We start from the raw sequence: 18,733 nt of genomic DNA on the forward strand, positions 1-18,733 counted from the left end.
TGACCCGACTGCTACAGATAGACCCGGTCCTCAGAGGTTTCATCGTCTTAGCTTTCCGATTTGACACCAGTGTATTCGGGCAGATAGCGCGGGGGCATTGGTCCTTTGTTCCGGCCGCCCTGCTGCATCTGTTCCCAGCCATGAGACAAGATGCCGACCGAGCGGGAGAGACAGAAAAAACCGCGTGAAAGCGGCGGTGGAAAACCCAGCTCGCAAAAGATAACCGCCGTGGCCCCATCGATATTCATTGCGATCTCAGTACCGCGCTTGCGTCCGATTTCCGCCTGAACGGCCTCACCGATGTCGGCAAACCGCCCATCCACCGTGCCAGACTTTGCGGCCTCGCGTACGAGTGCCATCAACCTTGGTGCACGGGGATCGACGGGCTTGTGGAAACGGTGTCCAAAGCCCGAGACAATCTTGCCATGTTCCTCGCGCCAAGCGGCGATACCGTCGCGGACGGCAGTTTCCTGTTCAGCGCCGTCATCGATCCGTTTGGCGACGTCAAAATAAAGTTCGGCGCATTGTTCACCTGCGCCGCCATGCACATCACCCAGCATGTTGACCCCGGTGGCAATGACGTTGTTAAGCCCCAGCCCACAGGTCGCGGCCATACGAGCGGCGGCAATCGAAGGCGCTTGCGGACCATGATCCACGCCTGCCACCAGCGCACATTCAAAAAGCGCCGCCTGTTCTGGCGTTGGCATATCGCCCCGCACCATGAGCCAGATCATCTGAGCAAAGCTGACAGACCCAATAAGATTCTGGATCGGGTGGCCGCGAAAGGCGATCCGCCCAGGAGCCATGTCGATAATTGCAGTGCGCCACCAATGGCGCATGTCATCGGCATCTTTGGGTTCCGAGGGGGCCGTCATATCGCGCCTTCCTTTGCCAGTTTTTCTATGTCTTCTGGTGAAAGTCCCAACTCACCCCAGATTTCAGTGTTGTGCTGCCCCAATGTGGGCGGGGGCGCATCGACAGTGGGTGCGCTGCCGTCCAGTTTGATCCCGGTCGTGGCCACCTCTATGTCTCTTCCGACGCCGGGGACGTTTTCAAACTGACTGAGGAATCCACGGTCTGCAACTTGCGGCATTTCCAGTACTTCCGGTACTGTCAAAACCGCACCTGACGGTACGCCGATACTATTGAGCTCCTTGGCCCAGTCGCGCGGTGGGCGGGTCTTTAGCACCGCCTCAAGCTCTGCTTTCAAGGCCAGTCTGTTGCGTTTGCGATCCTCACGCGTGGCATATTCAGGGCGTTCGCGCAGCGCGCCCAATCCCAGATGGTCCGTCAGAAGCTCCCATTGCTGGTCCTTGTTTGCGGCGATGTTGATTAACCCGCCCTCGGCCTCAAACGCACCAGAAGGCGCCGAAGTGGGATTCTCATTGCCGTTGGCGGTCGGAATGACTCCCGCGATAAGATAGTTCGACACCACCCAACCCATTGTCGCCAGCACCGATTCCAGCATCGACACATCAATGAACGTTCCGCGCGGATTGGCGTTTAGGGCAGAAGAAATCGCGAAGGCTGCGGTGATACCGCCCACGGTGTCTGCCACCGGATATCCAACCCGCAATGGCGCGCTTTTGTCATTCCCGGTAATCGACATTACACCCGAAGTGCCCTGGATGATCTGATCATAGGCCGGGCGGCGAATCCATGGGCCCTCCTGGCCAAAGCCGGAGATGGCACAGTAAATCAGCGTCGGATTGACCTCCTTTAGCGTCTCGTAGCCCACGCCGAGGCGCGTCATAACGCCGGGCCGGAAGTTTTCCACCACCACATCTGCCGTTTCGACGAGTTTCAGAAAAATCTCTCGACCCCATGCGTTCTTCAGATTGACCGTGACCGATTTCTTACCCGCGTTCTGGGCCAGAAAGGACACACCCATGTTGGCCTTGTTCAGCTCTGGGTCAGCCCCCAGTTGGCGGGCGAGATCGCCCCGTCCGACGGCCTCGACCTTGATGACTTCGGCCCCCAAATGCGCCAGATGGTGACAGCAGAACGGACCGGCCAGCACATTGGTCAGATCAAGGACACGAATGCCTTTAAGCGGTGACTGTGCCATTTATCCTCGACCCTCATGTACAACCTTGGCTGCGGTGAAAAACTCGCGGCAATAGCTGCCTTTTTCCGGCGCGCCAAAGGATGATCCTTTTCGACCCGTAAACGGGGCGTGGAAATCCATGCCTGCAGTGGGCAGATTGACCTGGATCATACCTGCCTCAGCGTGCTGCGAGAAATGGTCGATCTTGGCCGTATCCCGAGTGACGATGCCCGCAGACAATCCGAATTCGCAGTCGTTGGCGGTGGCAAGGGCGGCATCATAATCTGGAACACGTAACACAGCGGCGATGGGCCCAAATATCTCGTCACGCGCGACGGCTGCCTGTGGTGACACATCGGTAAACAGGGCCGGAGCAAGGTAATGTCCGGGAGTATTCAATCTGACATCGCTGCCTCCTGCAGCAAGCGTTGCGCCGTTCGCCACGGCTCCCTCGATGTAGCTTTTGTCGATGGCCAGCTGCGCCTCACTTGCCACCGGGCCGATTTGCGTATCCGGCGCACGCGCATCACCGATCCTGAGATCATTCATCGCCGCGCAAAGACGATCCACAAATGCGTCGTGTATCCCTTCTGTGACGATCAGGCGGGATGAGGCCGTGCATCGTTGGCCGGTTGAGAAAAAGCTGCCCAGTAATGCGCAGTGAACCGCCAGATCCAGATCCGCATCATCCAGCACAATCAATGGGTTCTTGCCCCCCATTTCAAGCTGCATTTTGGCCCCGCGGGCGAACAGCGCAGCCCCCATATTGCGACCGACAGGTGTCGAGCCGGTGAACGTGACCCCAGAGACTTTGGGATGTGTAACGATCGCCTGCCCAACCTCACGGCCTTTGCCCATCACAAGGTTGAACACACCCTCGGGCAGGCCCGCACGGGAAATGATGTCGGACAGCATCCATGCCGATCCGGGCACCAGTTCGGCAGGTTTGAACACAACCGTGTTGCCATAGGCCAGGGCGGGCGCAATTTTCCATGCCGGGATCGCCAGCGGGAAATTCCAGGGCGTGATCACGCCTACGACGCCAATCGGTTCGCGCAGAACTTTAAGAGACACACCTTCGCGCAAAGATTGATAAGTATCGCCCGTTGCACGATATGCTTCGGCCGCGAAGTATTTGAACAGATGCCCGGCGCGATGCGCTTCGGCCTTGGCCTCGGGCAGGGTTTTGCCCTCTTCACGGGCCAACATGTCGCCCAACTCGTCTACACGGGCAAGGATTTCCGACCCGATCCGGTCCAATGCATCGAACCGGACCAGTGGCGATGTCGCGCGCCATTTCGGAAAGGCGGCAGCGGCGGCCTCGATCGCATCGGCAGTCTGCGCGGCACTGGCCTGCGCATAATCACCAATCGTGTCGTTCAGGTCAGACGGGTTGATGTTTGGAACAGCACCACTGCCAGCGGCCCATGATCCGGCGATATAGTTGGGAAATGGGTCTGAAGTCATAGCACTTCCTCAAGGACTGGACGCCACCCGATATCTTCATGCCGGTGGTCCACAGTGTTCACGTAAAAATAGGTCGGGCCATGATAGCCCCGGCAGACCCGCCCGTCTGCACGGCTGGCGACGGGTTCGGCCGTCCAGCTGACCGCCCCAAACCAGTTCCACACACGGTTATGTGGCGAGGTCAGATGATCCGGGCCAAGCGGGGCTGCACTGTCGGCCGGATTCGGTCGAGGCGCGTTTGACGCGCCGCCGCCACCCACCAACGCATCCCATTCATTGGGCCGGGTTGCCCCCTGATAGGGGTCATCACAGGGCGTATCACCGCCGGTCAGCAACCGGCAGCGAAACGGTCTGCCATCAATCGACACGGCCTTTCCAAAGACAAACCCTGCATCATCCAGATCCTGCCAGCTGATGCGGCTCATAAGCATCCGGTCGGCGACCATCAGCCGAGATCTCACGTCCTGAAACACATGCCAGTTCAGGCGTTTTGTCGGGTCCTTGGGGCTGTCCGTGAGCGCCCAGTTGTCCCAATCCGGGTCACGTTCAAATTCCGGGAGGTTACCGGGTTGAAGACCCTCGTAAGGGCAAAGCGCTGCAAGATCCGTGATCCAAGGCCGGGTTGCCGGGGCAAGGATTTCTCCTGCATGTGATAGCCCGCCCATTTGACGGGTTCCGATATACTCCATCATTGCTCCGCCACCGGCCCAGTCACAGGTCGCGTGCGGAAGCGGCGCAGAATCCGGAACAGCATTTCCGCCGACAGGAATTCGGTGCGCTGTGAGGGATCAAGCGGTGGTGAGACCTCGACAATGTCCAACCCGCCCAAGGGGGCCTCGGCCAGTCCATCCAGCAGATCGTAGTATTGTCGCGGTGTAATGCCGCTGTGCACGATGGAGCCTGTGCCGGGAAGGTAGCCGGCGTCCATAGCGTCGATGTCGATTGAAAGATAGAGCTCGTCGCAGCCCTGCATGGCATGTGCAAGCGCCTGACGCACCACCTCGGCCGCGCCGAGTTTTTGCACCTCGCCAGATGAAAACACCCGTCCGCCCTGCTCTTCGATAAGTGCAAGATCGCCGCCATCGACCCAGCCCGTGATGCCGATCCAGACCATATTGGAGACATCGATGTTGGGCAGTTCGGAAATCCGGCGCGCGTTGGTTGCATGGTTGTGGCTGCCCCACGCCCCCAGCCGGTCGGAGAAATCGAGATGACCATCGATCTGGATATATCCGAAGCGCGCGTTTGGCGAACGTTTGGTCAGCCCACGGGAATAGCCCAGACAGGCCGGGAAGCTGTTATAGTGATCACCGCCCAGTGCCAGTGGGATCGCCCCGGCAACGGTCAGCGTTTCGATCATTGCGGCGATGGCTTCGGTTGTTGCGTCAACGTCCTGCGCTGTGATCTCTGCGTCGCCGCAATCGATCAGCCAATCGGTTGCAGGCACGGTACGGCGGCATGTATCGGGATCAAAGCTGGCTCCCTGCGGACGCAAAGATTGCAGAAGACTTGTCGCCCTGCGCAATGCTTCGGGGCCGAACCTTGTGCCAAGGCGGCTGGAATGTGTCCAGTCGCTCGGCATGCCGACCACGCCGATCTTATCGGGACCGACCTCGTCCACGTCGCGCAAATGCCCATCAAACAGCCGATATCCCGGTTGTGACAGAGGCGGGTGAAATGTGGTATTCGTTGCAGTCATGTCAGTACATTTTCCTTGGGAATTGGGCGCACCGGTCGGTCAATCCCAAAACCGAGGCGCGCATAGATGAATGCCAGAAGAGCCGTGACCATCAGTCGTTGGCCAACCTTCACCACACCCATTCCGGGCCTGCTCGGGTTCAGACCGGTCAACATGATGGCACTGACCTCGTGCTGTCCCAGGGCGCTGAGCCATTGCACCACTGTATCAAGGTCGCAGCCTCCCAAACGGGGCCGATCACAAAGCGCGCTGAGCGATGTTTCAAACACGGACAGATCAAACTGCACACACAGCGGCTTTGATACATCCCGCCACCTGGAAAACGCGGCAAGCTGCGCGGCAGTGTTTTGGCTGCAGGTCGTGCCACCCCCGTTTGGCAGGGGCGATACATGAAAGTCGCGCGCATCATCTGGCGTACCGCCAAGCTGCACAGTCTGACACTCAGGCAGCGCGCTCTGCACTGTCTTGGACAGGCGATCTGACCCACCCAATATTATGGCGCAGGCACCATTGCGGCTGACATGACGCGTTGCCGCCTTCAATGCCGCATGGATCGCGTCCTCGGACCCGCGCGCGATATCTCCGAGGTCACATAACCGCTCGTGTAGTCCGTCGGTGCTGATGTCTTGACGTGCATCGATATCTACGGGGTGACTGAATTGCGGGTTTGCGTGCCAACCGAAATAGACCGAGGTCTCGCGCAAGGCACGCGGCGCCAGGGATTGCCCAGCATGCGCTGCGCTTGTGTCTTCAAACGGGACACCCAGTACCGCCAGATCGCCGGACCTGACATCACCGATTGCTTTGGTCTGCGCACGCATGAATGACAGATGCCCTGCCATGCGTGGCAATGGAGCCGACCTTAAAGGCATCAGCCTACTCCTCTCTCAAGGCGCTCAGTCACCGCTTGCAAGATCGACAGTGCCGCGAGGGTTTCAGTTCTGCCACGATTGTCCAATTCCGGGGCAAGCCCGAAAACGGCTGCAGCGATGATTTTGCCGGCGGTGGCGTCGATTCGCGCGATCATCTGTTCCGGCGACAGCCCGGTCAGGCAACGTGGTTTCGATACCCAGTTGGCCGCAAGCTGTTGTAAATCCACAGATAGGATGACCGGTTGAGTATGGGGCAGATCGCCCGCATTTTCCCCTGCGACCGGAATGACAGGAACATCCGTACCCGTGGCATTTTTTGCAGCGCTGCCAAGTGCCTTCAAACCGCTGGAATCACCGCCAACCAGCACCATGCGCGCACCGGTTTCCAGAACCGCCTCGCATTGTGCAATGACTGCGGAAAAGTGCTTGTTCGGCTCAAGCGGAAATACGTTCACATCCCCCAGATCAATCGCGTTTTCCGGGGGCTTTCCGGGACGGGAGGCATATCGCAACTGCCGTGCGAGGTAGCGTTGCCCTGCCGCTGGTCGATCGAGATTGTCACAAAAGTACCCTGCCATCGCAACCTGCCCGGGCACGAGATCTTCCAGATCGCCAACAGATGCGCCCAGAAAACTTGGGATTGTGTCGAACCGTATGTGCGCCGCTTCACCCATCGTGCAACGCCGCGTTTAGGGTTTCGATGGCCGCCAGTTCCGAAATACCCCGGGTATCGAGCGCAGGCGCAAGGCCAGTGATCGCAATCGCCTGCCAGCTACAGGACATTGAGCCGATAACGGACACCAGCGTTTCGGGCTTCATACCGCCGGGGTTAAGGCCGACGCACCCTGCTGCATGCCCCAGATCAATGACCGATATGTCAATCCAGAGAACAGCGCGCTCGGGAATGTCATAAAAGTCGCCGCGCCCTTCATCCAGCTGCCGGGCGGTACACCAGGCCATCGAGCGCTGGTCGATCTGATCCCATACATCGGCAGGCTGCTCGCCGTTCAAACCCACCCAGATCGTGTTTGCAGGCCGCGCCGCAACATCACCCCGGGCGAGCGGCATGGCCGCGACAACCGGCAGGTCAGGCAGGGCCCCCAGCACTGCCGAGGCAACTTCTGATGCGCCACCCAGAACAACTGGCACAACGCCGTGATCCACCATCTGCGTCACAAGCTGCATCAAAGTGACGGACCAATCGCCCGACAGGTTCAGATTTCCAATATCCCGGCCATTTACAGGCAGACCGGTCCCAAGCTGTTGTGACATCCTGCGCAGCGCATCCGGTGCCAGTGAGGCCCCGATACGCGGCCCGCTATCGACTTCGCTTGGAACACCCAAAACCCCGACATTGCCCGCCTCACATTGCGAAAACTCGCCAAAGGGCAGACCGGCATATCCGGTCATTATCCATCGTTTTTGTGCATTATTCATCGTCAGATACCTTCACGAAATGCGATTTCAAATTGCGCCCGAACTCGCTACACATGGGCGCGGAACTGCGTCGAAAGGTCTGCCTATGCCCAACAAACCCCAAGCCCCGGACACAAATGGTGGTGTCGAAGCGGTTGAACGTGCATTGCGTGTTCTGGACAGCTTTGAGCCCGGCGATGCGGGTCTTTCTCTGAAAGAGGTCGCGGACCGCAGTGGTGTCAACAAAGCGACAATCCTGCGTTTGAGCGTCTCGCTGGAAAAGTTTGGCCATATTACGCGAGACGCCGAAGGCCTGTTTCACCTCGGGCCGTCTTTGTGGCGTCTTGGGTCCGTATTTCGTCAGAACCTGCGCATGGGGCCTATTGTGCGCCCGGTGCTGGCGGAACTGGTGAATGCCACGGGGGAAAGCGCGTCGTTTTACGTGCAACGCGGCAATTCCGGTGTCTGCCTCTACCGGGTCAACTCGCCTAGGCTGGCGCGCGATCACATTCAGGAAGGTGAAATCATTCCGCTGAACATGGGCTCGTCGGGCCGGGTGCTGGATGCCTATTCTATCGGGCAGGGCAAACAGGCCGCCAGAATCCGAGAGGCCGGATATTATCTCAGTCTCGGTGAACGTGATCCGGACGTCGCTGGTTTGTCGGTCCCGGTTCTTGGGTCCGAAGGCGAGCTGCTGGGTGCGGTCAGCCTGTCGGGTTTGCGGGTTCGCTTCGACGAAGCCGCCGTCGAGGGCTATCGCACTATGGTGCTTGATGCCGCCCGCCAGATCCGGACCGAGATCGGTGAAAGATAACGAGTCCATCATTTATCAACATTCTTGCTGCGGCCAATCAACTGCACGCCGATGAGCGCCGAGACTGACACGATAATTAGACAGGTAGAGATCGCTGCAATGGTCGGATCAAGCTGGTCACGCAGCGAATTGAACATGCGGCGGGTAATCGTGGCATTTTCCCCGCCCGAGACCAGCATCGAAATCACCACTTCATCCAGTGACGTGATGAAGGCGAGGAAGGCACCGGTCTGTATCGAAAATTTGACTTGCGGAACCGTCACCGTCCACAGGGCATATGCCCGCGATGCCCCGAGGCTACGCGCTGCCAGTTCCTGATCAAAATCATAGTTCTGCAAGCCTGACATCACGGTCACGATCACAAACGGCAATGCCAGCGCGGTATGGGCGATCACAATCCCGGCAAGCGTGTAGTTGAGCCCCAGCTTGGCATAAAGGCTGAACACGCCGACAGCGATCAAGATCACCGGTACGACAATGGGCATGATCACGAGGATCTGTGCCGAGTTTCTGATCCGCGGAGTGCAACAATGCAGGCCATAGGCACAAAGTGAACCCAAAGGTGTCGCAATCGCCGTAGTCAATGCCGCTGCTATCAACGAGGTCTTTGTGGCGCTCATCCATTCCGGCGAGGTGAAATAGGCCTCGTACCAGCGAAACGAAAACGACGTGGGTGGGAACTCCAGAAACGAGGCCCCCGAAAACGACATCGGGATCACGATAAGCGTGGGCAGGATCAGAAAGAACAGCACTGCAATGCCAACCACCGTCAGCCACAGCCCGTCAATTTTGCGTTGTCCGACTTGTTCCATTATTCCGATCCTTAGCGCATGAAGAGTTTGTCGAGGCCGAAGACCCGGTTCATCAACCAGATCATCGCCAGTGCAAGCAGCAGCAGGACAACGCCCAAGGCGGATGCGGCTCCCCAATTGGAATAGACCGTGATGGTGCTTTCGATCCGTTGCGCCAACATCTGAACACGGCCACCGCCCAGCAAAGCAGGTGTGACGAAGAACCCTAGCGACAGGATGAAAACCAGCACGATGCCGGCAAAAAGGCCCGGCAGCGACATCGGAAAAAACACTCGCCAGAATGCCCCGCGCGGGCTGGAACCAAGCCCCACAGCCGCCCGAACCAAGTCGGTATCAATGTTGCGCATGGTGGCGTAAAGCGGCAGAACCAGAAACGGCAGCATGATATGTACCATGCCAATGATTGACCCCGTGAGGTTGTGCGCCAGCTGCAGCGGTTCATCAATTATGCCCATCGACATCAGCGACGAATTGATGATGCCATTGCGCTGCAACAGCACCAGCCAGGCGTAGGTTCGCACCAGAACCGACGTCCAGAACGGGACCAGCACGAAAACCATCAGAATTGCAGCTGTTCTGTCCGGCAGCCGAGTCAGCCAGTAGCACAGCGGATACCCAAGCAGCACACAAATCACCGTCACGGCGATGCTTATCTGAAAGGTGACAACAAAGGTCCGTCGATACAGTGCGCTTTTGAAAATGCGTTCGTAGTTCTCCAAGCTCAACTCGCCGGCCGCATTGTAAAACGACAGCGAAGACAGCCAGAAAATTGGCAGAAACACGACGATCAGAATTGCTAGAACCGCGGGCAGCGAAAGGCCAAAAAATGTCAGGCGCTCACGGCGCTCTTCGGATTTGAGCGTGCTTGCGTTCTGAAGCGTCTGAGCTGTCCCATAAGACTCGGCGACGCTCATGATACATGCTCCGGTACGATGATTGTATCTTCGGGATGCAGGGCAAGGCCGATGCGCTCTCCCTTGGAGGGCAGACCCGTTTGGCCGGCGCGATTGGCAGGGACGCGTACATTGATCTGGCCCGCGCTGTCGTGCTGTACGATGACCAGAACGCTGTCGCCCTGATAAATGATGTCGCTCACCCGGCCAGACAAATCATTAGCAGTTTCAGGCACAGCGCCCGCGGTGACCTCCAACAACTCGGGGCGGATCACCAGGCGATGACCTCCACTGCCCTCGGCAATTGGTAAGCCGGACTTCAACACGCGCCCGCCAAGTTGTGCCGCGTTATTGGCCACGTTCACCGGCGCCGAAATGGATTCACCGATGAAATCCGCCACAAAGAAACTGTGAGGCTGGCGATACAGCCGCTCAGGTGTCTCAACCTGCTCGATCCGCCCATGGTTTACCACCGCGATCCTGTCTGACATCGTCAGTGCTTCGCGCTGATCATGGGTTACATAGACAACGGTCGCATCCAATTTTTCATGGAGCGCTTTCAGTTCAATCTGCATATGTTCGCGCAACTTCTTGTCGAGCGCGGACAGGGGTTCATCCATGAGGATGATCTGCGGCTCGAAAACCATGGCGCGGGCAAGAGCCACACGCTGCCGCTGGCCGCCCGACAATTGAGTGATACGTCGATCTCCATAGCCACCAAGCTGCACGGTATCCAGCGCACGCTCTGCGCGGGTCTTCTGTTCGCTTTTAGAAACCCCGCGGATCTTCAGCGGATAGGCCACGTTTTCAGCCACGGTCATGAATGGGAACAACGCATAGCTTTGGAAAACCATGCCGAGGCCGCGCTTATGGGGCGGCGTCGCAATCATTTCCTGACCGCCAAATCGGAGCGATCCGCCATCTGGACGTACAAAACCGGCCAGTGCCATCAAAAGCGTCGTTTTGCCCGAGCCTGATGGCCCAAGCAGTGTCAGGAATTCACCTGCAGCAATGTTCAGCGATACGTCATCGAGCGCTTTGACCGAACCGTAGGCCTTGCATAGGTTGGAAATGTCGATGGGAAGGGATTGGGCAGCAGGTGACATAGGGGCTCCTAACCTGACGAAAAAGGCGCAGCACGAGATGCACTGCGCCAAATTTGATTATTGCTGGATCAGCGTGTCGAACTCTTCGGTCAACTCACCCAGCTGGCCAATGTAGAAGTTCGGGTCGACCAGAAGCTGCTTGCCGTAGTTGTCGGGATGCGTGTTGACCTTGACCGCCATCTCTTCCGAGATAATGCTGGTATCGAATGCACCCGTATTGACCGGGCCCAGCGGCATTGTCACGGCCAGCCGCGCCTGCGCTTCGGCGCTCAGCAGCTCATTGATCAGGCGCATCGCATTTTCGACGTTCGGCGCGCCTTTGGGCACCAGCAAGCAATCAACATCCATCGTGCCACCATCGAATGCATAAGCAACGTCAATGCCCGATGCGATAACACTCTCCACGCGGTTATGGCCCATGTGGATCACGTCCACTTCTCCATCACGCAGCAATTGTGCGGATTGTGATCCGCCACGATACCAAACGGTGACCTCGGGTGCGATCTCTCCCAGTTTGGCCCAGGCGCGCGCGATGCCCTCGTCCGTAGCCAGAACGTCGTAAACTTCTGCCATAGGCACGCCATCGGCCATAAGGGCTGCCTCAAGGTTGTAGTTCACCTTGCCGTGCATGCCGCGCTTGCCGGGGAAGTTTTCCAGATCCCAGAACTCTGCCCAGTTGGACGGACCATTGTCGCCAAAGGCATCCTTGCGATAGGCAATCACCTTGGTGAAGTTGATGAAGCCGATGTAGTTTTCGTGGATCAGCTCCTCCGGGATACCCGTCGTGTCGACAATCGAATAATCAATCGGCTCAAGAGCACCTTCACGGCTGAGCGTCTCGCACGAGGGCAAGTCCTGCTCGGTCACATCCCAGGCGACGGCACCTGCTGTGATCTGTGCGCGCACGTCCTGGATGCCGTTTGTCGTATCTTCCTTGACCGTGACATTCAATGCGCTGGCTGCGGGATCCAGCATGGCGGAACGCAAGGCATCCTGAAAGGAGCCTCCCCATGATGCAAACACCACTTCGCCTTCGGCGAAGGCAGGTGCCGCCATTACCAAGCCGCCAGCCACAATACTGGCTGCAAGCGACAGTCTTCTCTGTTCTTTCTTCATGTCAGGCTCTCCCTAAAGTTTTGGTTGGTTACATGATCGGATTTTCTCTTCCTGGATATCGCGGCCTACTGGCATTAGGTCTCCAACCCAGTCCGCAATCAGGCGTGGCTGTTCGAGCATCAAGAAATGGCCGGTATCGGGCACCAGCTTGATCGTCGCTTTGGGAATCCGAGCGCGAAAGGCATCCAGCCAAAGCGACGAAGGGTAGGCCGCCACTGGTCGGCGCACTTCGTGCTCATCCAGCGAAGTCGACTGCAATATCGTAACCGGGCAGGTGAGGTGGTCGATGGCTGAACCAAAATGATCGCGATCCCATGCAGCCATCGCATGATAGTACGCGAGCAAAACCTCGGTTGGATATTGCGCAGCGCGGGTCACAAGATCGTGCTTTTGATCCTGGTCGAGATTATCTAGCATCATCGTCGCGAATGTAGCTTCCGCCCATTCTTGCTGCCCAAGCTGCCCAAGCTGTTCCTTCAGGCGCGCAACCGCTTCATCGGGATCTTCAGGCACGTTGCTGCCATCCAGCAAAAGAAGACTAGAGACGCGCGCTTGCCAATTCGCAGCCAGTTCGATTGCAATCCGCGCACCCATGCTATGCCCAACCAGAGCAAAGCGATCAAAACCCAGATCATTTGCATGGGCTATCACATGAGCCGCGCAATCCCTCAGGCTGACTGCCCCTTCCAAGGGCACGGCACCAGGGCTTCCAGGCAGCTTGGCAAGACCATTGTTTACACCATCTGGAAGGAGCGATGCGACGCCACTCCAGTCCTGCCATCCGCACGCCCAGCCATGAACGAAAAGGACGTTCATAGATGCTGCCGGATTGGGTACAGGACTGGAGCACATCGATTTCGCTCTATTGCTGAATCAGCGCGTCAAATCGCTCTTGCAGTTCCGCGAAGTTTTCGACGTAGAAGCTCGCGTCAATGACCACCTGGGTCTCCATGTTGTCAGGGGAGGCATTGTTTTTGGCTGCAAGTTCGGGCGGGATCAGCCCGGTTTCGAATGCCCCGGAATTCGCCGGGCCGTAGGAAATGGCCACTGCCATGCGGGCTTGGGATTCGGCCGACAGCATCTCGTTGAGAACAAGCATAGCGTTTTCGCGATTTGGCGCGCCTTTGGGCACCAACAAGCAATCAGCATCGGTCGTAGCCTGGTTCCAAGTATAGCCAACCGTTACTGCATCTGCATTGAGCGCTTCTGCGCGGCCGTTGCCAATATGAATGAAGTCGATTTCGCCATCAGCCATCAACTGCGCCGCTTGCGAGCCGCCCCTGTACCAGACCGTGATATCGGGAGCGATCTCCTCAAGCTTGGCAAAGGCCCGATCAACCCCGCCTTCACTACGCAGGACGGAATTTACCTCCGCCGGGTCGACACCATCCGCCATTAGAGCCGCTTCCAGTGCATGGGACACCGAGTTAAACATCGCACGCGTGCCGGGATAGGCTTCGGTGTTCCAGAAATCTGCCCAGGACTGTGGACCGTTTTCGCCAAATTTCTCAGCTTGCCAACCGATTACAAGCGAATAGGTCAACAGGCCTACCCATTCGCTGTCCACGAGACTGGTAGGTATGCCATCGGTCGAGACCACGCCATAGTCAATGGATTCCAGCGACCCTTCTTGCTTCAAACGAGCACAGTCGGACAATGCTTGTTCCGTGATGTCCCAGGCTACCGCGCCCGCTGTGATCTGCGCGCGCACATCCTGGATGCCGTTTGTCGTATCTTCCTTGATGGTTAGTCCCAGTTTTTTTGCGGCTGGGTCCAGCATGGAGTCCCGAAGTGCATCTTGAAATGATCCGCCCCAGGACGAAAACACCACTTCGCCTTCGGCAAAGGCAGACGTGGCCATGGCCAGACTACCGGCTACAAGGCCCGCAGTGAGCGTCAATTTCCGGTTATCTTTCATCATGTCGGGCTCCTCCCCTAATGCTGGTTGGCTTGCGGGTCCTCGACATGAGCGCGCCCGTCTTTCACCACCTCAACGTTTCATTCAGCAAAACCACATTTCATTTCTACTAGTTGTGATGCTGGAGCCAGTCAAGAATTCTTTTGACCCCGCCGGTTTCAACCTCCCGTTTTCGGAGCGTCAGAGTCGGGTGAAAAGTCGGGTTACGCCCTTATACTCTGTGTCCATCTCGCTTTGATCTTGCGCAATTTGGTATCGAGTGCGAACTTTTCCGTCCCCAGTTTCATAGCCACCGAGTGACGCATCTTTCGGGATCAGGCCGAACGCAATCTCTCACTCGCATACCGTTGGTCAGCAAATCTGAATGGCAGCTTCACACCATCTACGCCCCTTGATCCTGGCCGCAGCGTTGATCAATTTGGGCTCTTTCCGGCCGTTAGCTGCGTTTTCCACCAATGTCTGGTTCAGTGGTAAGCTCTGAGTTGTGTTGCGCTATAGGCTCGCCGTCATTGTGCAACGCAGCCTGCGTCTCGCCGTTGTCCCAGCGATACAGAAGGCCGATTTCTTCACCTGTTTTGATGCATGAAATACGGCCGATGGCTTCGGCCGTTGTGCGAACACTCGTAATTTCGGGCAATATCAGCCCCTCTTGTTTAATAACTCTTGTGGGTCGATTTCGAGAGCAAGTGCGATCCGCTCCAGAACATCGATTGATGCTGAATTTTTGGCGAGTTCGATCTCGCTGATATAGCTGCGATCTACATCCGCAGCCAAAGCTAGCTGTTCTTGGCTCAATCCTCTGGAACTTCTTAGATTCCGGACATTTAACCCTACTCGTTCCCGTAATTTCATGGCCTCTATTCGGCCAGATCACAAGAACTGCTCTACGGAATATATTCCACAAAACGCGCGCGAACATCATAAACACTATGCTCGCATATGGTGTGGAGATTGAGATTGGAGCTAGTGTATCAATAATGCAGTAATGTAGTCAGAAGGCATTTATTGATATGTGGTGCAGACTTATCAGAAATTTGAGCGCCGGAGCTGTCGTGGCTCTTCTTTCAACCGTGGCCCCGCAGGCGGCTAAGGCCTATCAGGTTGACTGCGCCATTCTGCTTTGCCTGGCTGGTGGGTGGCCCGCGTCAGCAGAATGTGCCCATGCCCGTGCCGTGTTTATCCGTCGGATCACGCCCTGGCCGATTGAGCCGCCGTTGCAAATCTGGCGTTGTCCGATGGGTGTTTCTGAGCGTGTGCCTTTGCAAAGCACGGCCCCGAAAATCTGGGAGGCCAGCAACCAATCAGGTCAGCAGCTCGCACAAGTCATTCTGGCACAGGTAGTCGAAGGTGGTGCCGATATCGACATCAGTGGTCTGGAATTCGATTTCGTACGCTCGATTCGTGTCTGGGATGTTCGGCACTACAGCCATCGCGAACGCGGTCGCGACGATGATTGTTCTGAGAGTTACAACATGCGCCTCGGGACCTATGGCACGCAGGGCGAATTCGGCTGGCAAAGCACGACACCAGCGGCCGCCCCGCAATGGGTTCTGCCGTCACGGCGCTGTTCATCATCGAATTGGCGACGAGGAGTTGGCGTGGAATGGGAAGATCACGAAGGTAACCACGGATATGAGTGGGTGGCCTACTAGGGCTATTCCCCGATGTCCTTCATGCGTTCAGCAATGTCGCCCGCAATGCGCTCATACAGGGCGGCTTGCTTGTCCCTTGGCGTCCCAGGCTTTGGGTTTCTTCGACGGATGCGTTTGGCGAGCCAGAACAGCAGCCGCGCGGCTGGATCCGACGTCGCATCCGGTTCTGCAGCCGGGTACTTCTCCTCAAGGGCGACGACGATTTCCTGCGACAGGCTGCGCCGGTTCAGTGTGGCATGCGTTTCTAGACGCTTCTTGAGAGCGGCAGGAAGCAAGAGTTTGAATTGGACCAAGGCTTCTTCTTTCATGATTGCATGATGGACAATATTTGTCCCCAATGATATGGACATTTTATGTCCTTTTGTTGAGGTGTAAATATGAAGACAACCCAGTTCAAACTTAACCTTCCAGCGGACGTGAAAGCCTGGCTCGAAGAGGAGGCTGTGCGGAACTTACGCTCACAGGGCGCTCAGGTGGTGTCTTGTTTGCGGGCAGCCATGTCGCGGCAAGAAGCCGTGGGTGAGAGGGCTGAAAAATGAGCCCAAGCCATATTCAGCTGATTCCGACCCCAGAGCTCGCGCTTCTCTTTGGTTACAACGAGCCGAGCGCGTCCTTTTATGATTTCTGCCGTAGGACGGGTATCGCTCCGGTGCCAGGGCGGCGCGGATGGTATGACCCGAAACTCATTCGCGCGCGATTGGATGCTGTTCAGGGCATCAGCGCGGCAGAACGCGAGGCTACTTCGCAACCGAGCCTCGTTGCACAGCGGAGAGCGCGCCGTGCCCAGAAGTAATCTTCCCAAGGGCGTCCACCGTGTCCGGCGCAAGGTTGTGTCTGGTGTTCGCTACCATTTCTATGCCTGGCGGGGCGGCCCCAAGTTTTGGGAAGGGACGGCCCCCAACCCCAAAGAACCCGAATTTTTCCATGCGTTTTCACAGTGCGGTGCGCCGGTGAGCCCGGCTGAATATCTGACGACTCACTTGGTCGACGATTTCCTGTCCAGCGCTTCCTTGCCCAAGGCTGAGCGTTCAAAGGCTGATATCCGTAAATGGCTGGAGTTGTTCCGGGAGGAGTTCGGTGCCGATCCTGTCGCGATGTTCGAAGAGCGCGCCTCAAGGGGCGAGGTCAATAATTGGCGCAAGAAGTGGCTCCATTCCCCCAAGCAGCACGACATGGCGGGCACACATGCCACACGCGTCCTCAATTGGGCGGTGGAAGAGGGAAAGCTGAAAGAACACCACTGTCACAAGCTCAAGAAGCTCTACCGATCGAACCGGACTGAGATCATTTGGACGAGCGGCGATATCGCCCAGTTCAACAAACATGCACCCAAGTGGGTACAGAGGATCCTGACCGCAGGATGCGAAACAGGCTTGCGAGCTGCTGATCTGGTTCAGGTCAAGATGGACCAATTCGAAGACACGCCGCACGGCAAGCGCCTACGTTTCAGGACCAGTAAGCGCGGCCAGATCGCATATATCCCTGCCACATCGGCACTTGAGAAATTGATCGCAGAGACGCCGGAAGGCCAAGAGGTGTTGCTGGTGTCAGAGCTTGGCAGGCCTTTGACGGCCCGTTGGGCATCGAACCAGATCACCAAGTGGCGGCGCGAAGCGCAGATCCCACCGTGGATCGATGGGCGCGAGAAGACTTTGTCCGATACGCGCGGGACGGCCGCGACAAGATTGCTGAATGCCGATCTGTCTTTGCGCCAGATCGCGGTGCTGATGGGGTGGTCGGTTCGCTACGCGGCGCAAGTTATCGAGCATTATGCGCAGGTTAGCCCGGACGAAAGCGATGCGGTTCTGCGCAAGCTCAATCGAGCGAAATCACTGTCTCAAGACACAAAAATGTAAACGCCCCTGTAAACGCAGGGCCTCAAGCACGGCAAGGAGTGATGTAAGTGATTGTTTTTAAATGGAGGCGAGTACCGGAATCGAACCGGTGTACACGGATTTGCAATCCGCTGCGTCACCACTCCGCCAACTCGCCTTTTTAAGCAATATCAATAACTTGCCGTGGTGTGAGGGGCGTTCTATCAGCTTTCAGGATGAACGTCCATAGCCTTGAGGGCGATTATTTCTGTCTTGTTTGGAAATTTGACAATACCCCAATGGTACGTTTTTGCCGCGCCCGGAAATGCAATCTGGCCCGTTGCTGCAGGCAGGCGGATGTGGCAAAAGCCAGATAACAGTCTGATAAGGAATGAGCGATCACATGACAGATTTCGCAGCCCGGCGCCTTACGATGGTTGATACTCAGGTCAGGCCCTCGGATGTGACCAAGTTCCCTATCATTGATGCGATGCTGAGCGTTGCGCGCGAAAATTTCGTGCCGGATGCGCAACGTGAGGCAGCCTATGTTGGTGATCTGGTCGAGTTGGGTGATGGACGTTGTCTGCTTGAGCCCAGGACGCTGGCTAAGATGTTGGACGCAGTCAACATTTCCAATGATGAAGTGGTGCTGGATATCGCTCCGGGGCTGGGTTACTCAACCGCAATTGCCGCGCGAATGGCAGAGTTGGTTGTGGCCGTGGAATCCGACCCGGCATTGGCGGCCGAAGCTCAGACGCTTCTGATGGAAGCTGACGTAGACAACGCTATTGTTCATGAAGGACCGCTTGAACAAGGCGCGGTTGAGCATGGACCCTACGATGTGATCATGATTCAGGGTGGGGTCGAGCAGCTTTCAGACACTTTGCTGGATCAACTCAAGGATGGGGGCCGGATCATTTGCCTGTTCATGGAGGGTGATCTTGGCACGGTTCGTATGGGTCTCAAGTCCTCAGGCCGTGTCTCGTGGCGATTTGCGTTCAATGCTAGCGCACCGATTTTGCCCGCATTTTGCGCTGAGTGTGCATTTTCGCTATAGTTGGCAATAGAAGTATTTTGATGCCTTGATTACTTGAAAACACCGGCGCA

The 18,733-nt window shown here is 57.1% G+C and carries 21 protein-coding genes and 1 tRNA gene; 4 read left to right on the forward strand and 18 right to left on the reverse strand.

The window, feature by feature from the left end:
* Positions 1–47: 47 nt before the first annotated feature.
* From ACR0CZ_RS08355 to ACR0CZ_RS08390, 8 genes are read right to left on the reverse strand one after another with little or no spacing between them, the layout of a single operon-like run.
* On the reverse strand, positions 48–875 hold the full coding sequence (locus ACR0CZ_RS08355) for a citryl-CoA lyase (RefSeq protein WP_170349211.1): 828 nt from the start codon (positions 873–875) through the stop codon (positions 48–50).
* On the reverse strand, positions 872–2,068 hold the full coding sequence (locus ACR0CZ_RS08360; protein WP_170349210.1) for a CaiB/BaiF CoA transferase family protein: 1,197 nt from the start codon (positions 2,066–2,068) through the stop codon (positions 872–874). The genes ACR0CZ_RS08355 and ACR0CZ_RS08360 overlap by 4 nt, the downstream gene beginning before the upstream one ends.
* Entirely contained in the window at positions 2,069–3,514 is a 1,446-nt protein-coding gene (locus tag ACR0CZ_RS08365; protein ID WP_170349209.1) for an aldehyde dehydrogenase family protein, read from the reverse strand.
* Positions 3,511–4,203 carry a hypothetical protein gene (locus ACR0CZ_RS08370; protein WP_480536976.1) on the reverse strand — a complete coding sequence of 231 codons (693 nt, stop codon included), beginning with the start codon at positions 4,201–4,203 and terminating at the stop codon, positions 3,511–3,513. Before ACR0CZ_RS08370 ends, ACR0CZ_RS08365 begins: the two co-directional genes overlap by 4 nt.
* On the reverse strand, positions 4,203–5,213 hold the full coding sequence (locus tag ACR0CZ_RS08375; RefSeq protein ID WP_480536975.1) for an agmatinase family protein: 1,011 nt from the start codon (positions 5,211–5,213) through the stop codon (positions 4,203–4,205). The genes ACR0CZ_RS08370 and ACR0CZ_RS08375 overlap by 1 nt, the downstream gene beginning before the upstream one ends.
* Positions 5,210–6,085, reverse strand: coding sequence for an arginase family protein (locus ACR0CZ_RS08380; protein ID WP_170349206.1), 876 nt, complete (start codon positions 6,083–6,085; stop codon positions 5,210–5,212). Before ACR0CZ_RS08380 ends, ACR0CZ_RS08375 begins: the two co-directional genes overlap by 4 nt.
* Positions 6,085–6,759 carry an arginase family protein gene (locus tag ACR0CZ_RS08385; protein WP_170349205.1) on the reverse strand — a complete coding sequence of 225 codons (675 nt, stop codon included), beginning with the start codon at positions 6,757–6,759 and terminating at the stop codon, positions 6,085–6,087. The genes ACR0CZ_RS08380 and ACR0CZ_RS08385 overlap by 1 nt, the downstream gene beginning before the upstream one ends.
* Entirely contained in the window at positions 6,752–7,495 is a 744-nt protein-coding gene (locus ACR0CZ_RS08390) for an arginase family protein (RefSeq protein ID WP_170349204.1), read from the reverse strand. The genes ACR0CZ_RS08385 and ACR0CZ_RS08390 overlap by 8 nt, the downstream gene beginning before the upstream one ends.
* A gap of 46 nt (positions 7,496–7,541) precedes the next feature.
* On the opposite strand from ACR0CZ_RS08390, the gene ACR0CZ_RS08395 reads away from it, so the two are divergent.
* Complete coding sequence (locus tag ACR0CZ_RS08395) at positions 7,542–8,315, forward strand: IclR family transcriptional regulator (protein WP_170515027.1); 774 nt, start codon at positions 7,542–7,544, stop codon at positions 8,313–8,315.
* A gap of 8 nt (positions 8,316–8,323) precedes the next feature.
* On the opposite strand, the gene ACR0CZ_RS08400 is transcribed toward ACR0CZ_RS08395, so the two are convergent.
* The 8 genes from ACR0CZ_RS08400 to ACR0CZ_RS08435 form a co-directional block, all read right to left on the reverse strand.
* A complete protein-coding gene (locus tag ACR0CZ_RS08400) occupies positions 8,324–9,127 on the reverse strand; it encodes an ABC transporter permease (protein WP_170349202.1) in 804 nt (267 codons plus the stop codon).
* Positions 9,128–9,138: 11 nt separating this feature from the next.
* A complete protein-coding gene (locus ACR0CZ_RS08405) occupies positions 9,139–10,041 on the reverse strand; it encodes an ABC transporter permease (RefSeq protein ID WP_170349201.1) in 903 nt (300 codons plus the stop codon).
* Positions 10,038–11,126 carry an ABC transporter ATP-binding protein gene (locus ACR0CZ_RS08410; protein WP_170349200.1) on the reverse strand — a complete coding sequence of 363 codons (1,089 nt, stop codon included), beginning with the start codon at positions 11,124–11,126 and terminating at the stop codon, positions 10,038–10,040. Before ACR0CZ_RS08410 ends, ACR0CZ_RS08405 begins: the two co-directional genes overlap by 4 nt.
* A 57-nt stretch (positions 11,127–11,183) precedes the next feature.
* The gene (locus ACR0CZ_RS08415) at positions 11,184–12,242 is read right to left on the reverse strand and encodes an ABC transporter substrate-binding protein (protein ID WP_170349199.1); all 1,059 of its coding nucleotides are present in this window, start codon (positions 12,240–12,242) and stop codon (positions 11,184–11,186) included.
* Between the two features lie 12 nt (positions 12,243–12,254).
* Complete coding sequence (locus tag ACR0CZ_RS08420; RefSeq protein ID WP_170349198.1) at positions 12,255–13,058, reverse strand: alpha/beta fold hydrolase; 804 nt, start codon at positions 13,056–13,058, stop codon at positions 12,255–12,257.
* 46 nt (positions 13,059–13,104) lie between these two features.
* Positions 13,105–14,163, reverse strand: a complete 1,059-nt coding sequence (locus tag ACR0CZ_RS08425) for an ABC transporter substrate-binding protein (RefSeq protein ID WP_170349197.1) — start codon at positions 14,161–14,163, stop codon at positions 13,105–13,107.
* A gap of 433 nt (positions 14,164–14,596) precedes the next feature.
* Positions 14,597–14,797 (reverse strand): hypothetical protein, encoded by a 201-nt coding sequence (locus ACR0CZ_RS08430; RefSeq protein WP_058260737.1) that lies wholly within the window; start codon positions 14,795–14,797, stop codon positions 14,597–14,599.
* Between the two features lie 2 nt (positions 14,798–14,799).
* A complete protein-coding gene (locus tag ACR0CZ_RS08435) occupies positions 14,800–15,012 on the reverse strand; it encodes a helix-turn-helix domain-containing protein (RefSeq protein ID WP_170349196.1) in 213 nt (70 codons plus the stop codon).
* Positions 15,013–15,170: 158 nt separating this feature from the next.
* On the opposite strand from ACR0CZ_RS08435, the gene ACR0CZ_RS08440 reads away from it, so the two are divergent.
* A complete protein-coding gene (locus ACR0CZ_RS08440; protein WP_480536974.1) occupies positions 15,171–15,812 on the forward strand; it encodes a hypothetical protein in 642 nt (213 codons plus the stop codon).
* Between the two features lie 2 nt (positions 15,813–15,814).
* Here ACR0CZ_RS08440 and ACR0CZ_RS08445 read toward each other — a convergent pair whose 3' ends face one another.
* Positions 15,815–16,120: a hypothetical protein gene (locus tag ACR0CZ_RS08445; protein WP_131727396.1), complete on the reverse strand. Its 306-nt coding sequence runs from the start codon at positions 16,118–16,120 to the stop codon at positions 15,815–15,817.
* A gap of 471 nt (positions 16,121–16,591) precedes the next feature.
* Here ACR0CZ_RS08445 and ACR0CZ_RS08450 point away from each other — a divergent pair, with 471 nt between their 5' ends.
* Positions 16,592–17,668, forward strand: coding sequence for a tyrosine-type recombinase/integrase (locus ACR0CZ_RS08450; RefSeq protein WP_480536973.1), 1,077 nt, complete (start codon positions 16,592–16,594; stop codon positions 17,666–17,668).
* Between the two features lie 62 nt (positions 17,669–17,730).
* Here the strand turns inward: ACR0CZ_RS08450 and ACR0CZ_RS08455 are convergent.
* Positions 17,731–17,804, reverse strand: a tRNA-Cys gene (locus ACR0CZ_RS08455).
* Positions 17,805–18,029: 225 nt separating this feature from the next.
* Between ACR0CZ_RS08455 and ACR0CZ_RS08460 the strand changes: the two genes are divergently transcribed.
* The gene (locus ACR0CZ_RS08460; RefSeq protein ID WP_170401191.1) at positions 18,030–18,683 is read left to right on the forward strand and encodes a protein-L-isoaspartate O-methyltransferase family protein; all 654 of its coding nucleotides are present in this window, start codon (positions 18,030–18,032) and stop codon (positions 18,681–18,683) included.
* The last annotated feature ends 50 nt before the right edge of the window (positions 18,684–18,733 follow it).

Source organism: Ruegeria sp. H9, from assembly GCF_056532915.1.